Source organism: Mycobacterium canetti CIPT 140010059, from assembly GCF_000253375.1.
Classification (GTDB): Bacteria; Actinomycetota; Actinomycetes; order Mycobacteriales; family Mycobacteriaceae; genus Mycobacterium; species Mycobacterium tuberculosis.
On record NC_015848.1, the window covers coordinates 3,744,088 to 3,758,339 of the forward strand.

Below are 14,252 nucleotides of genomic sequence, written 5' to 3' on the forward strand. Positions count from 1 at the left end.
AAGGTACCGATCGCGAGCGCTCAGCCCGCGGCGCCCTGTCCCACCGCTTGGACCGATGCGTGCTCGTGCAACGCCCTGGCGGCTTCGGGATGTACGGGCTTGAGGTCGAAGATGACCTCGGTGACGGTCCCGGTGAACGCATAGGGCGCCTTGTCCTCATAGCCGCGGTCAACGACCAGGCCGTTGTCGCGGCCGATGTCCATGCCGGCATAGGAGGTAAAGGCCAGCGGCACCGTCTGGGGCAGCTCACCCTCTCCGATCAACCGATCGTCGGCCCAGAGCGTCACCCGACCACCGGAGGCGGCGACGGGTTGATGGGAATCGAACAGCATCCGCACCGTGACATCCCCGGTGGGGAGCGGCTCGCTGGACACCTGCCGGTAGGTTTCGACGCCCAGGAAGGAGTAGGTGTGGTGCAGGTGCCGCTGTTCGTCGACCCATAGCGCGAACCCGCCCATGAAGTCGGCGTTGGCGACGATCACACCCTGCGCGCCGCCGTCGGGGATGTGCAGCCGTGCCTCGATCGCGTAAGAACGACCGGAGATACGGGGGACCATGCCGCGCTGAATGTTCTGCACGTCACCTTTGAAACTGAACCGTGCGGTGGTGGGCAGGGGCGGCAGGTCGCCGAACATTACCGCGAGCCCGCCCAGCAGCGGCAGCACCCGGTTTCGTTCGGCCTCCTGCCACCACAGCTGGGTGAGCTCGGCGACCTTGTCGGGATGCTCGGCTGCCAGGTTTTTCGCCTGGGAGAAGTCATCTGGTAGGTAGTACAGCTCCCAGACGTCCTGGTCCGGGTCGTAGGTCCCCGGCGCGAACCGTCGCATCGTCTCCGGTGACAGATCCCAGGGCGCCTTGTCCAAGCGAGCGCACGCCCACCAGCCGTCTTTGTAGATGGCACGGCTGCCGAAGTTTTCGAAGTACTGCACGGTGTGGCGGTCTTCGGCTTCAGCGTCGTCGAAGGTCCGCACGAAACTGGTTCCGTCCATCGGTTCCTGCTCGAAGCCGTCGACATGGGTCGGCTCCGGTAAACCGATGGCCGCCAACACGGTCGGCGCGATGTCGATGCAGTGGGTGAACTGGCTACGAACACGGCCGTCTGGCCGGATCCGGGCCGGCCAGGCGACCACCAATGGATCGCGCGTGCCGCCCAGGTGGCTGGCCATCTGCTTGCCCCACTGCAACGGGGTGTTGCTCGCATGCGCCCACGCGCTGGCGAAATGCGGTGCGGTGAACTCGTCGCCGAGTGCGGCGATGCCGCCGTATTGTTCGATCAGCTCCAATTGCCGCTCGGCATCCAGATCCAGGCCGTTGAGGAACGTCATCTCATTGAACGAACCGGTGTTGGTGCCCTCCATGCTGGCGCCATTGTCGCCCCAGATGTAGAACACCAACGTGTTGTCGGACTCGCCGAGATCCTCGATCGCGTCCAGCAGCCGGCCAACATTCCAGTCCGCATTTTCCGAGAACCCGGCGAACACCTCCATCTGGCGGGCAAAGAGCCGTTTTCGCGCCTCCGACATACTGTCCCACGCGGGGAATAGGTCGGGCCGCTCGGTGAGTTCGGCGTCGGGTGGAATGATCCCGAGTCGCTTTTGCCGTTCGAATGTCTTCTGCCGGTACACATCCCAGCCATCATCGAACTCACCTCGGTACTTGTCGGCCCATTCCTTGAATACGTGGTGTGGCGCGTGGGTGGCGCCGGTCGCGTAGTACAGCATCCACGGCTTGGTGGCATTCTGGGCCCGCACGGTGTGCAGCCACTCGATAGCCTTGTCGGTGAGGTCGTCGGGGAAATAGTAGGGACGGCCGTCTTCCCCAGAACCCTCGGGTATGCCTATGACGGAGTTGTCCTGACTGATGATCGGGTCGTACTGACCCGCGGCGCCGCTCGGGAAGCCCCAGAAATGGTCGAATCCCCAACCCAGCGGCCAGTTGTCGAACGGCCCCGCGGCTCCCTGGACATTGTCCGGGGTCAGATGCCATTTGCCGAAAGCGCCAGTCACATAACCGTTGTCGCGCAGAATACGCGGCAGCGCTGCGCAACTGCGTGGCCTGACCGCCGAATACCCCGGGTACGGGCCGGGGAACTCGCAGACCGACCCGAAGCCCACCCGGTGATGGTTACGCCCGGTCAACAGCGCCGCACGGGTCGGCGAGCACACCGCGGTCACATGAAAACGGTTGTAGATCAACCCATTCTGGGCTAGCCGGGACAGCGTCGGGGTTCGGATCGCGCCGCCGAATGTATCCGGTCCGCCGAACCCAGCGTCATCGATCAACACGATCAGCACATTCGGTGCGTCGTCGGGCGGAAAGGGACCGGGGACAATCGACCAGTCGCCGACCGACTCTGCCATGGTGCGGCCAACCACGCCACCAAAGCGGCGCTGCGGTAGCGGCAGCCGGGTGCGGTCTGGGTTGAACTTGCCCATCGCCTCTCGCAACGCCGCGCCCAGGCTTCGCAACGTCGAACGACTCAGCTCCGCAACCGATTTCATTGGAGAGCTAGCCAACGCCTGCCCCGCTTCCAGTCGGCCTTGTGCCTCCGTCACGGCGATGACCACTGCTCGGCCCGCCGCCAGCGCTTGGCCGATCTTGTCGGCCAGCCCGGTCTTGATCCGATGGTGGGCGAAGGTGCCGGCCAATGCTCCGGTCGCGGCGCCGAGCGCCGCCGAGGCCAACAGTGCCGGCGAGAACAGGCCGATCGCCAGGCCCACCCCGGCGCCCCACGCGGCGCCGCGCCGGCCGAGCCGATTTCCGGTATCGACCAAAACCGGATTGCCCTCGGCGTCCTTGCCGATCAGCACCGCACCCTGCAGCGGAATGCTTTTGTCCTTGGCGGCATCGACGAGGGTTTGAAAATCGTGACGAGCCGAATCGAGGTCCTGATAGCCGGCGACGAGCACCAGCGCGTTGTCTTCACTCATCACGAAACTCCCGATATGTGTGTCACGGCCGGCAATCGGCCGCGGCTGACCATGTTGGCAACGTAGCACCGGTCAACGTGCGCGTGCTGGCGAACTCGCGGTGCGACCCGGTCAGCGGATCGTCGAACTCGATGCGCTGCGCGAGCAACTGCAGCGGTGTGCTGAAGTCGTGGGCGGCCACGGATATCACGTTGGGGTACAACGGGTCACCTATGATCGGTATCCCCAGCGCCGCCATGTGCACTCGCAGCTGGTGGGTGCGCCCGGTGGTCGGTGTCAGCCGATACAGACCGTCGCGCGCTATCCGCTCCACCAACGTCTCGGCGTTGGGAACGCCGGGCTCACAGACCGCCTGCAGATGGCCCCGGCGCTTGACGATGCGACTGCGGACCAGGCGCGGCAGGGCCAGACCCGGGGCAACGGGTGCGCGAGCCAGATAGGTCTTGCGCACCAAACCGCGGGCGAACATCGTCTGGTAGCTGCCGCGCACCTCGCGTCGGGTGGTGAACAACAACACCCCGGCGGTCAGCCGGTCCAGCCGGTGGGCCGGGCTCAGCTCGGGCAATCCCAGTTCGCGACGCAGCCGCACCAGCGCGGTCTGCGCGACGTGTCGCCCCCGAGGCATGGTCGCCAAGAAATGTGGCTTGTCGACGACGACGATGTCGGCGTCTTGATGCAGCACTGGGACATCGAAGGGCACCGGCACCTCGTCGGGCAGGTCGCGATACAGGTGCACAACCGAACCGGGCGGCAGCACCGTGCCACTGTCGACCACCGCACCGTCGTCGTCGACCACCTCCCCGGCCAGCACCTTCGCACGGGCCGCCACGCCAAACCGTGCGGTCAGCTCGGCTAACACCGACCCGCCAAGCAGTCGCACCCGCACCGGCCCCAGCACGTCGTGCACGCTAAGCAAACGATCCTCTGGCCGCAACGCCACACGAGACCCTCTCAGTAAGTGGAAATCTCGTCCTCGGTCGGTAGCACCCCGGTGACCATGAAGATGACGCGGCGGCCCACTTCCACAGCGTGGTCGGCGAAGCGCTCAAAGAAACGACCCAGCAACGCCGTTTCCACACCGACGCGAACGCCGTGCCGCCATTCTCGATCTATCAGCACGCTCAGCAAATGCCTATGCAGGTCATCCATCGCGTCGTCACGATCGTGCAGTTGCGCGGCTTCCTGCGGGTCACGGTTCACCAGCACTTGTCTTGCACTGTCACCCAACGCGATTGCCACCTTCGCCATGTCGGCGAAGCAGTTGCGAACTTCCTCAGGAAGCACCTGGTTCGGATACTCGCGTCGGGTGATCTTGGCAATATGCACAGCCAACGCACCCATGCGCTCGGTGTCGGCGATGATCTGCACCGCACTGAAGATTTCCCGCAGCTCGCCGGCCACCGGATGTTGCAACGCCAGCAGCGCGAACGCTTCCTTTTCGACTTGGGCTCGCATCGCCACGATCCGCTCATGGTCACGGATTACTTGTTCAGCGGCGCCAATGTCGGCCTCGAGCAGAGCCTGCGTTGCGCGTTTCATCGCTATCCCGGCCAGGCTGCACATCTCTCCCAATCGTCCGGCCAACTCGGTTAGCCGCTGGTGATAGACCGTCCGCATGGTGTCACGCCTCTCTGACCCTGAGTCGTCGTGTGGTGCTGCCGCGGATCCACACCGCCATCATCGACCATGGCGGCACCGCGCGACATACCCGCTTGGCGCAGCCTTCAATCCAAAGGCACCGGCTCGAGGATCTCGGCACGCGCCTCGGGTGCGCTGGCCCGCAACATGTCCGCCGAAACGTCGTCGGGCTGGGCCTGGGAGAGCACCTCGGCCTCCACGCGCGCCATATAGTTCGCGACCTCGCGGTCGATGTCTGCGGCGGTCCACCCGAGCACGGGCGCGACCACCTCGGCCACCTCCCGGGCGCAGTCGACGCCCCGGTGCGGGTATTCGATGGAAATCCGCATCCGACGGGCCAGGATGTCCTCGAGATGAAGGGCGCCCTCGGCGGCGGCGGCGTAAGCGGCTTCCACCTTCAAATAGCCCGGTGCCTCCGTTATCGGGCTCAACAGGCTGGGATCGGAGGCCGCCATCGCTAGAACGTCGCTGATCAGCGAACCATAGCGGTCCAGCAGATGGCGCACCCGGTACGGGTGCAGGCCCTGCAGCGCGCCGACGTGTTCGGCCTGATTGACCAGTGCAAAGTAACCGTCGGCGCCCAGCAGGCTGACCTTCTCGGTGATCGACGGCGCAACGCGGGCGGGGATGAACTGCACAGCAGCGTCGATCGCGTCGGCCGCCATTACTCGGTAGGTGGTGTACTTGCCACCGGCGATGGCCACCAGGCCCGCCGCCGGCACAGCCACGGCGTGTTCCCGGGACAGCTTGGAGGTGTCGTCGCTTTCCCCGGCAAGCAGCGGCCGCAGCCCGGCGTACACTCCGTCAATGTCGGCGTGCGTCAACGGGGTCGCCAACACGGCGTTGACAGTGCCCAGGATGTAGTCGATGTCGGCCTTGGTGGCCGCGGGGTGCGCCAGGTCGAGGTTCCAGTCGGTATCGGTGGTTCCGATGATCCAGTGACTTCCCCACGGAATGACAAACATCACCGACTTCTCCGTGCGCAGGATCATCGCGACGTCACTGACAATCCGGTCCCGCGGCACCACCACATGCACGCCCTTGGATGCGCGCACCTGGAAGCGCCCGCGCTGTTTGGACAACGCTTGAATCTCATCGGTCCAGACCCCGGTCGCGTTGACCACGACGTGGCCGCGAACCTCGGCAACCGCGCCGTTCTCGGAGTCGCGGACGCCCACGCCGATCACCCGGTCACCCTCTCGCAACAAGGCCACTACCTGGGTGGAGCAGCGGACAACCGCGCCGTAATGCGCCGCGGTGCGCGCGACCGTCATGGTGTGCCGGGCGTCGTCGACGACGGTGTCGTAGTAACGGATACCACCGATCAGCGAGCTGCGCTTCAAGCCGGGGCTCAGTCGCAGCGCACCGGCGCGAGTAAAATGCCGTTGCGCCGGAACCGATTTCGCGCCACCCAGCCGGTCGTAAAGAAAGATACCCGCGGCGATGTAGGGACGCTCCCACCAGCGTTTGGTCAGCGGGAACAAAAACGGCAGCGGCTTGACCAAATGCGGTGCCAGCGTGGTCAGCGACAGTTCACGTTCATAGAGCGCCTCACGCACCAGCCCGAACTCCAGTTGCTCGAGGTAGCGCAGCCCGCCGTGGAACATCTTCGAGGAGCGGCTCGACGTGCCGGAGGCCAAGTCCCGCGCCTCGACCAACGCCACCTTGAGCCCACGGGTGGCAGCATCCAAAGCGCATCCGGAGCCCACTACTCCGCCGCCGATCACCACGACGTCGAATTGCTCGGTTCCGAGTCGCTTCCAGGCGACCGCGCGCTGTGCAGGTCCCAGCGACGCGGCGGGCCACCCCTGCCCGCCGTCCGGTGCCTGGATTGGGTTGCTCACGAAACCGGCTCCTGTCAGTTACTCGTCGGTAGGTGGTGTGGCACCAAGGCTAGTTGTTCAGCCGCGTCTTGAGCTGCCGTTCAGTCCAGATCGTCGTGCGCCATCAGCCGGCGGGCCGCCTCGGTTATCGAACCCGACAACGATGGGTAAACGGCCAGTGTCTGGGCCAGCTCGTTGACGGTGATGCGGTTCTGAACGGCTACGGCGATGGGCAGGATCAGCTCCGATGCGATCGGCGCCACCACCACGCCGCCGATCACAACGCCGGTGGACCGCCGGCAGAAGATCTTGACGAACCCGTGACGCATCTCCGACATCTTGGCGCGCGCGTTGGTTCGTAACGGCAGCATGATGGTCCGGGCGGCCACCGAACCGGCGTCGATGACCGATTGCGGCACCCCGACCGCGGCGATCTCGGGCCTGGTGAAAACCGTCGCGGCCACCGTGCGTAACCGGATCGGGCTGACGCCCTCCCCCAGCGCGTGGTACATCGCGATGCGGCCCTGCATTGCGGCGACCGACGCCAGGGGCAGCAAACCCGTGCAGTCGCCCGCGGCGTAGATGCCGGTCGCCGACGTCCGCGACACCCGGTCCACGGTCAGGTAATTGCCCCGGTCAAGCTGGATGCCGACCCGTTCCAGGCCCAGGCCGCTGGTGTTGGGCACCGACCCGATGGTCATCAGGGCGTGGCTGCCCTCGACGGTGCGACCGTCGGTCATCGTGACGAGCACCCCGGCCCCGGTGCGGGTGACCGATGCTGCCCGGGCATTTTTGAACAGCCGGACTCCCCGTTCGGCGAACGACTCTTCCAGGACCAGCGCAGCGTCAGCGTCCTCATACGGCAGCACGTGGTCCTGGCTGGCCACCACCGTGACCGGCACCCCCAATTCGGTATAGGCGTCCACGAACTCAGCACCGGTAACCCCGGAGCCCACCACGATGAGGTGGTCGGGCAACGCGTCCAAGTCGTAGAGCTGCCGCCAGGTCAGAATGCGCTCACCGTCCGGCTGGGCCGACGGCAGGATCCGCGGGCTGGCGCCGGTGGCGACCAGCACGACGTCGGCCTCATGCTCACTGGTGGAGCCGTCGGCGGCGGTCGCCTTAATGCGATGGCGCGCCAGACCCGGTGTGGAGTCGATCAACTCGCCCCGGCCGGCGATCACCTGAACCCCCATGCTGAGCAGCTGGGCGGTGATGTCGGCCGACTGTGCGGCGGCCAGCGTCTTGACCCGGGCATGGATTTGCGGCAACGAGATCTTGGCGTCGTCGAAGTCGATATGAAAGCCCAGGTGCGGCGCTCGGCGCAGTTCGGTACGCAGCCCGGTGGAGGCGATGAACGTCTTCGACGGCACACAGTCGTCCAGTACGGCAGCCCCGCCGATGCCGTCGCAGTCAATCACGGTAACTTGGGTTGTTTCCGGGTGTGAGGTGGCGGCCACCAGTGCGGCCTCGTAACCGGCCGGGCCGCCACCGAGGATCACGATGCGGGTCACCACAGCCCATAACCTAGCTCGGAGACGATGCACGCCGCGCAGCGGCGTGAGGAGGAGCCGAGCAGTCCAACACAGCTCGGAGACGATGCACGCCGCGCAGCGGCGTGAGGAGGAGCCGAGCAGTCCAACACAGCTCGGCGACGATGCACGCCGCGCAGCGGCGTGAGGAGGAGCCGAGCAGTCCAACACAGCTCGGCGACGATGCACGCCGCGCAGCGGCGTGAGGAGGAGCCGAGCAGTCAAGCACAGCTTGACGATGACCCGCACCGCAGCGCGGCGTGATGGGTACCACCCGAGCCCCCGCCGTCTAAGCTTTCCCCCGTGCCGCTCTACGCCGCCTACGGGTCGAACATGCATCCCGAGCAGATGCTCGAGCGCGCACCCCACTCGCCGATGGCCGGAACCGGCTGGTTACCCGGGTGGCGGCTGACGTTCGGCGGCGAGGACATCGGCTGGGAAGGGGCGCTTGCCACCGTCGTCGAAGACCCAGATTCGAAGGTGTTCGTCGTGCTCTACGACATGACCCCGGCGGACGAGAAGAACCTTGACCGGTGGGAAGGCTCCGAGTTCGGCATCCACCAGAAGATCCGATGCCGCGTGGAGCGCATTTCCTCGGACACCACAACGGATCCCGTCCTCGCGTGGTTGTACGTTTTGGACGCCTGGGAGGGTGGCCTGCCGTCGGCCCGCTATCTGGGTGTGATGGCCGATGCCGCTGAGATCGCGGGCGCGCCAAGTGATTACGTACATGACTTGCGTACTCGCCCGGCCCGCAACATCGGCCCGGGAACTATTGCCTAATTATCGCGAGCGCCCAGGCTAATGCGCGGCGGCCTGCTCGATGATGTTGACCATCACCCGCAGCCCGATCGCCAGGGCTCGCTCGTCGATGTCGAACGTCGGCTGATGCAGGTCCAACTGCAGTCCGTCACCGGACCACACGCCCAGTCGAGCCATCGCGCCGGGAACCTCCTCCAAATACCAGGAGAAGTCCTCACCACCGCCGGACTGCCGGGTATCGGCCAGCACACCTGGGCCAATAGCCTCAATAGCGTGGGCGAGAATGCGTGTCGAGATTTCCTCGTTGACCACCGGCGGCACCCCCCGACGGTATTGCAGCGTGTGCTCGATCGCCAACGGTAATAGCAACGCCGAAATGGCTTGGCGGACAAGCTCCTCAAGGTCAACCCAGGTCTGCCGGCTGGCCGTGCGAACAGTGCCGGACAGAACTCCGGTTTGCGGAATGGCGTTGGCGGCCATACCCGCGTTGACCGCGCCCCACACCAGCACGGTGCTGTTACGTGGGTCGATGCGACGCGACAGCACCCCGGGCAGCCCGGTGACCAGCGTGCCGAGCCCGTAGACGAGGTCGGCGGTCAAGTGTGGACGCGACGTGTGCCCGCCCGGCGAATACAGCGTGATTTCTATCGAGTCGGCCGCCGACGTGATGGGGCCTTGCCGAACGGCGACCTTGCCGACTTCAAGCCGGGGATCGCAGTGCAGGGCGAAGATCCGCGACACCCCGGCCAACGCGCCGGCCGCGATCGCGTCGATGGCACCACCGGGCATCAGTTCCTCGGCCGCCTGGAAGATCAACCGCACCCCCACCGGCAGCTCCGGTACCGAAGCCAATGCCGATGCGGCACCCAGCAGGATCGCGGTGTGCGCATCATGGCCACAAGCATGCGCGACGTTGGGCATGGTCGAGGCGTAGGGCGCGCCGGTCCGCTCGGCCATCGGCAGCGCATCCATATCGGCGCGCAGCGCGATCCGCGGCTGATGCTCAGGACCGAAGTCGCAGGTGAGTCCCGTTCCACCGGGCAGCACCTTGGGGTTCAGCCCCGCGTCGGCTAACCGCTCGGCGACGAACTGGGTAGTGGCGTATTCCTGACGGCCCAACTCCGGATAGCGGTGGATGTGCCGGCGCCAGCCGACCAGGTCGTCGTGGTGGGCGGCTAGCCATGATTCGGCGGCGTCGGCGAGGCTCATCGCGCCGCCCTGCGCTGCTGCGCGGCCAGCACCCGGTCACGCTCATCAGGAGTCTGCGCGAGACGGACAACCGTGCGTGCCAACATGATCGCGCCGTCAACCACCGCGCGGTCGGCGCTGGCACCAGCGGAAGCGACGGTGAAGGCCCGTTGGTGCACCGTCGCCGCGCCGGCGTCTAGGCCGATCACCGGATGGATCCCGGGCAGCACCTGCGTCACGTTGCCCATGTCGGTGCTACCCAGCGGCAGCTCTGCCTCCAAGGCTGGCAGCAACGGCTCGCGCCCCAGCCGCTGCATCTCCTCCCGGCACACGTCAGCCAGCCACGGGTCGGGTTTGAGCTCCGCGTATGCCGGTGCAGCCTCGTCGATTTCGTATTCGCACCCGGCGGCCAGCGCGCCGGCCGCAAAGCAGGCGAACATTCTGGTCTGCAGCTCGCGCAGCGAATCCGATTCGACCGCACGCATCGCATACTGCAGCCTCGCCTGCCCGGGGATGACATTGACCGCCTGCCCGCCGTCGGTCACAATGCCGTGCACCATTTGCCCGGGCGCCAATTGCTGTCGAAGTACCCCAATAGCGACCTGCGCCACGGTCACGGCGTCGGCGGCGTTAACCCCTAGGTGCGGCGCGACGGCCGCGTGCGATTCCTTACCCCGATAGCGCACGGTGACCTCGGACAGGGCCAGTGATCGTGCGCCGGCGATATCGGTCGGCCCGGGATGGACCATCACGGCCACCGCAACGTCATCGAACGTCCCGGCCTGCAGCATCAGCGCCTTACCGCCGCCGGACTCCTCGGCAGGGGTCCCCAGCAGAGCCACGGTCAAGCCCAGGTCGTCCGCCACCTCAGCCAGTGCCAGCGCGGTGCCCACCGCGGAGGCCGCAATAATGTTGTGCCCGCAGGCGTGTCCGATCCCGGGAAGCGCGTCGTACTCGGCGCACACTCCGACAACCAACGGTCCGCTGCCGTAGTCGGCGCGAAACGCCGTGTCCAACCCACCGGCGGCCGTGGTGATCTCGAAACCGCGTTCGGCGACCAGCGCCTGAGCCTTGGCGCAGCTGCGATGCTCGGCGAACGCCAGCTCGGGCTCGGCGTGGATGGCATGGGACAGCTCGACCAGCTCGCCACCACGGCGCCGCACCAATTCCTCGACGCGGTCGGATGCGCTGGCTGCTGGCATGCTCGCAGTATCTCATCGACGAGCACCCGCTCCCCGGCGAGCGGCTCAGTTAAGCTCGCCCAGTGTGGCTGACCCGCGCCCCGATCCCGACGAACTGGCCCGGCGGGCGGCGCAGGTCATCGCTGACCGCACCGGGATCGGCGAACATGACGTCGCGGTCGTGCTCGGGTCGGGATGGTTACCGGCCGTTGCGGCGTTGGGCTCCCCGACCACCGTGCTGCCGCAGGCCGAACTGCCCGGGTTTGTGCCGCCAACCGCAGCCGGGCATGCGGGCGAGCTACTGTCCGTGCCCATCGGTGCGCACCGGGTGCTGGTGCTGGCCGGTCGCATCCACGCCTACGAGGGACACGACCTGCGCTACGTCGTGCATCCGGTTCGGGCGGCCCGTGCGGCAGGGGCGCAGATTATGGTGCTCACCAACGCCGCCGGTGGGCTGCGGGCGGACCTTCAGGTCGGCCAGCCGGTGCTGATCAGCGATCACCTGAACCTGACCGCACGTTCGCCACTGGTTGGCGGGGAGTTCGTCGACCTGACCGACGCCTACTCACCGCGACTGCGGGAACTCGCCCGCCAATCCGACCCGCAGCTGGCCGAAGGCGTCTACGCCGGCCTGCCGGGGCCGCACTACGAGACACCGGCGGAGATCCGGATGTTGCAGACACTGGGCGCCGACCTGGTCGGCATGTCCACGGTGCACGAGACCATCGCGGCCCGGGCGGCGGGCGCTGAGGTACTGGGCGTATCCCTGGTGACAAATCTGGCGGCCGGGATCACCGGCGAGCCGCTGAGCCACGCCGAGGTGCTCGCCGCCGGAGCCGCATCGGCGACCCGGATGGGCGCGCTGCTAGCCGACGTGATCGCCCGGTTCTAAGCCGTGACGCCAGAGAATTGGATCGCCCACGACCCGGACCCGCAGACGGCCGCCGAGCTCGCCGCCTGCGGCCCCGACGAGCTGAAAGCGCGGTTCAGCCGCCCACTGGCGTTCGGCACCGCGGGGTTGCGCGGGCACCTGCGGGGCGGGCCGGACGCGATGAACCTGGCGGTGGTGTTGCGCGCCACCTGGGCGGTGGCACGGGTGCTCACGGATCGAGGTCTGGCTGGTTCGCCGGTGATCGTGGGGCGCGACGCTCGGCACGGCTCACCGGCGTTTGCCGCTGCGGCCGCCGAAGTGCTTGCCGCCGCAGGTTTTTCCGTGCTGCTTCTGCCCGATCCCGCACCCACCCCGGTGGTGGCGTTCGCGGTGCGGCACACCGGCGCCGCCGCTGGGATACAGATCACGGCGTCACACAACCCGGCGACCGACAACGGCTACAAGGTCTATGTCGACGGCGGCCTTCAGCTCCTCGCCCCTACCGACCGGCAGATCGAAGCCGCGATGGCCACCGCGCCCCCGGCCGATCAGATCGCCAGGAAGACCGTCAACCCCAGTGAAAACCGCGCCTCCGATCTGATCGACCGTTATATCCAGCGTGCGGCCGGGGTCCGAAGGTGCGCCGGTTCGGTCCGGGTGGCCCTGACGCCGCTGCACGGGGTTGGCGGGGCGATGGCCGTCGAGACCCTTCGGCGAGCCGGTTTCACCGAGGTGCATACCGTGGCGACGCAATTCGCGCCGAATCCCGACTTCCCCACCGTGACATTGCCGAACCCCGAGGAGCCCGGAGCCACCGACGCACTGCTCACCCTGGCTACCGACGTGGACGCCGACGTCGCGATCGCGCTGGATCCCGATGCGGATCGCTGCGCGGTCGGGATACCCACGGTGTCGGGATGGCGGATGCTGTCCGGTGACGAAACCGGTTGGCTACTAGGTGATTACATCTTGTCGCAAACCGACGACCGGGCGTCGCCGCCGGAAACCAGGGTGGTGGCCAGCACCGTGGTGTCGTCGCGGATGCTGGCGGCGATCGCCGCGCATCACGCTGCCGTGCACGTGGAGACCCTCACCGGCTTTAAGTGGCTGGCGCGCGCCGATGCGAACCTGCCCGGCACCCTGGTGTACGCCTACGAGGAAGCGATCGGGCACTGCGTCGACCCCACCGCGGTGCGTGACAAAGACGGCATCAGCGCCGCGGTGTTGGTGTGCGATCTGGTGGCCGCGCTCAAAGGCCAGGGTCGTTCGGTGACCGACGCGCTCGACGAGCTCGCCCGATGCTACGGCGTGCATGAGGTTGCCGCCCTGTCACGCCCCGTGGGCGGCGCCGTCGAGACCACCGACCTGATGCGACGGCTCCGCGAGGACCCGCCGCGTCGGCTGGCCGGTTTCCCCGCCACGGTCACCGATATCGGCGACACGCTGATCCTCACCGGCGGCGACGACAACATGTTGGTCAGGGTGGCGGTGCGGCCTTCTGGAACAGAACCGAAGCTGAAGTGCTACTTGGAGATTCGCTGCGCGGTGACCGGTGACCTACCAGCTGCCCGACAGCTGGTGCGGGCGAGGATCGATGAGCTGTCGGCTAGCGTGCGGCGGTGGTGGTGACTCAGCGCGGGCCGAACTGGCGATCGCCGGCATCGCCGAGACCGGGCACAATGTAGGCGACCTCGTTGAGCCCTTCGTCGATGGCCGCAGTGAACAACCGCACGTTTGGCGCAGCCTTCTGCAGCGCCGCGATTCCTTCTGGCGCCGCAACCACACACAGCACCGTGATATCCGCTGCACCGCGCGAGATCAGCAGACCGAGGGTGTGCGTCATCGACCCGCCGGTGGCCACCATCGGGTCAAGCACCATGACCGGTACATCCGTCAGGTCGTCGGGCAGCGAGTCCAGATACGGCACCGGCTGGTGGGTTTGCTCGTCGCGGGCGACACCGACAAAGCCAACGTGCGCCTCCGGCAAGGCGGCATGCGCCTCGTCGACCATCCCCAACCCCGCCCGCAACACAGGAACCAGCAGGGGTGGCTTGGTTAGCCGCGACCCGACCGTCTCGGCCAGCGGCGTACGGATCGGGACTGGCTCGCAGGGCGCATCGCGGGTGGCCTCATAGATCAACAGCAGCGTGAGCTCGCGCAGCGCTGCCCGGAAGCCGGCGTTGTCGGTGCGTTCGTCACGCAGCGTGGTCAGTCGGGCCGCGGCCAGTGGGTGGTCAACGACATGGACCTGCACGGCGTTTGACCCTATATAACAATCGTGGCTCGGTCCCCTAAAAGGGGGCTGATACGGGTGCGTCCATCCGCGC

10 protein-coding genes and 1 pseudogene are annotated in these 14,252 nt (G+C 66.9%); 3 read left to right on the forward strand and 8 right to left on the reverse strand.

What is annotated here, in order from left to right:
- Window positions 1–20 precede the first annotated feature (20 nt).
- The 5 genes and pseudogenes from atsB to MCAN_RS17485 all read right to left on the reverse strand — a co-directional run bounded on the left by atsB (window position 21) and on the right by MCAN_RS17485 (window position 7,908).
- Entirely contained in the window at window positions 21–2,933 is a 2,913-nt protein-coding gene (gene atsB, locus MCAN_RS17465; protein WP_014001672.1) for an arylsulfatase AtsB, read from the reverse strand.
- 19 nt (window positions 2,934–2,952) lie between these two features.
- Entirely contained in the window at window positions 2,953–3,870 is a 918-nt protein-coding gene (locus tag MCAN_RS17470; protein ID WP_014001673.1) for a pseudouridine synthase, read from the reverse strand.
- A gap of 11 nt (window positions 3,871–3,881) precedes the next feature.
- The gene (gene phoU, locus MCAN_RS17475; RefSeq protein WP_003417216.1) at window positions 3,882–4,547 is read right to left on the reverse strand and encodes a phosphate signaling complex protein PhoU; all 666 of its coding nucleotides are present in this window, start codon (window positions 4,545–4,547) and stop codon (window positions 3,882–3,884) included.
- Window positions 4,548–4,654: 107 nt separating this feature from the next.
- Complete coding sequence (locus MCAN_RS17480) at window positions 4,655–6,412, reverse strand: glycerol-3-phosphate dehydrogenase/oxidase (protein ID WP_014001674.1); 1,758 nt, start codon at window positions 6,410–6,412, stop codon at window positions 4,655–4,657.
- 14 nt (window positions 6,413–6,426) lie between these two features.
- Window positions 6,427–7,908 (reverse strand): annotated as a pseudogene (locus MCAN_RS17485) (NAD(P)H-quinone dehydrogenase).
- A gap of 318 nt (window positions 7,909–8,226) precedes the next feature.
- Here MCAN_RS17485 and MCAN_RS17490 point away from each other — a divergent pair.
- Window positions 8,227–8,706, forward strand: coding sequence for a gamma-glutamylcyclotransferase (locus MCAN_RS17490; protein WP_003417219.1), 480 nt, complete (start codon window positions 8,227–8,229; stop codon window positions 8,704–8,706).
- Between the two features lie 18 nt (window positions 8,707–8,724).
- Here the strand turns inward: MCAN_RS17490 and MCAN_RS17495 are convergent, their stop codons facing one another.
- Window positions 8,725–9,894 carry a M20 family metallopeptidase gene (locus MCAN_RS17495; RefSeq protein WP_014001676.1) on the reverse strand — a complete coding sequence of 390 codons (1,170 nt, stop codon included), beginning with the start codon at window positions 9,892–9,894 and terminating at the stop codon, window positions 8,725–8,727.
- On the reverse strand, window positions 9,891–11,075 hold the full coding sequence (locus tag MCAN_RS17500) for a M20 family metallopeptidase (RefSeq protein ID WP_003900009.1): 1,185 nt from the start codon (window positions 11,073–11,075) through the stop codon (window positions 9,891–9,893). The genes MCAN_RS17495 and MCAN_RS17500 overlap by 4 nt, the downstream gene beginning before the upstream one ends.
- Window positions 11,076–11,139: 64 nt before the next feature.
- Between MCAN_RS17500 and MCAN_RS17505 the strand changes: the two genes are divergently transcribed.
- Together MCAN_RS17505 and MCAN_RS17510 are read left to right on the forward strand one after the other, a co-directional pair.
- Window positions 11,140–11,946 (forward strand): purine-nucleoside phosphorylase, encoded by an 807-nt coding sequence (locus tag MCAN_RS17505; protein ID WP_003417233.1) that lies wholly within the window; start codon window positions 11,140–11,142, stop codon window positions 11,944–11,946.
- A 3-nt stretch (window positions 11,947–11,949) separates the two neighbouring features.
- Window positions 11,950–13,554: a phospho-sugar mutase gene (locus tag MCAN_RS17510; protein WP_003417238.1), complete on the forward strand. Its 1,605-nt coding sequence runs from the start codon at window positions 11,950–11,952 to the stop codon at window positions 13,552–13,554.
- A 1-nt stretch (window position 13,555) separates the two neighbouring features.
- Here MCAN_RS17510 and upp read toward each other — a convergent pair whose 3' ends face one another.
- Window positions 13,556–14,179 carry a uracil phosphoribosyltransferase gene (gene upp, locus MCAN_RS17515; RefSeq protein ID WP_003417245.1) on the reverse strand — a complete coding sequence of 208 codons (624 nt, stop codon included), beginning with the start codon at window positions 14,177–14,179 and terminating at the stop codon, window positions 13,556–13,558.
- Window positions 14,180–14,252 lie beyond the last annotated feature (73 nt).

What these genes read in the sequence shown, in the direction of transcription:
- phoU (WP_003417216.1), bottom strand. Translation starts at nt 4,547, where the DNA reads ATGCGGACGGTCTATCACCAGCGGCTAACCGAGTTGGCCGGACGATTG.
- MCAN_RS17500 (WP_003900009.1), bottom strand. Translation starts at nt 11,075, where the DNA reads ATGCCAGCAGCCAGCGCATCCGACCGCGTCGAGGAATTGGTGCGGCGC.
- MCAN_RS17495 (WP_014001676.1), bottom strand. Translation starts at nt 9,894, where the DNA reads ATGAGCCTCGCCGACGCCGCCGAATCATGGCTAGCCGCCCACCACGAC.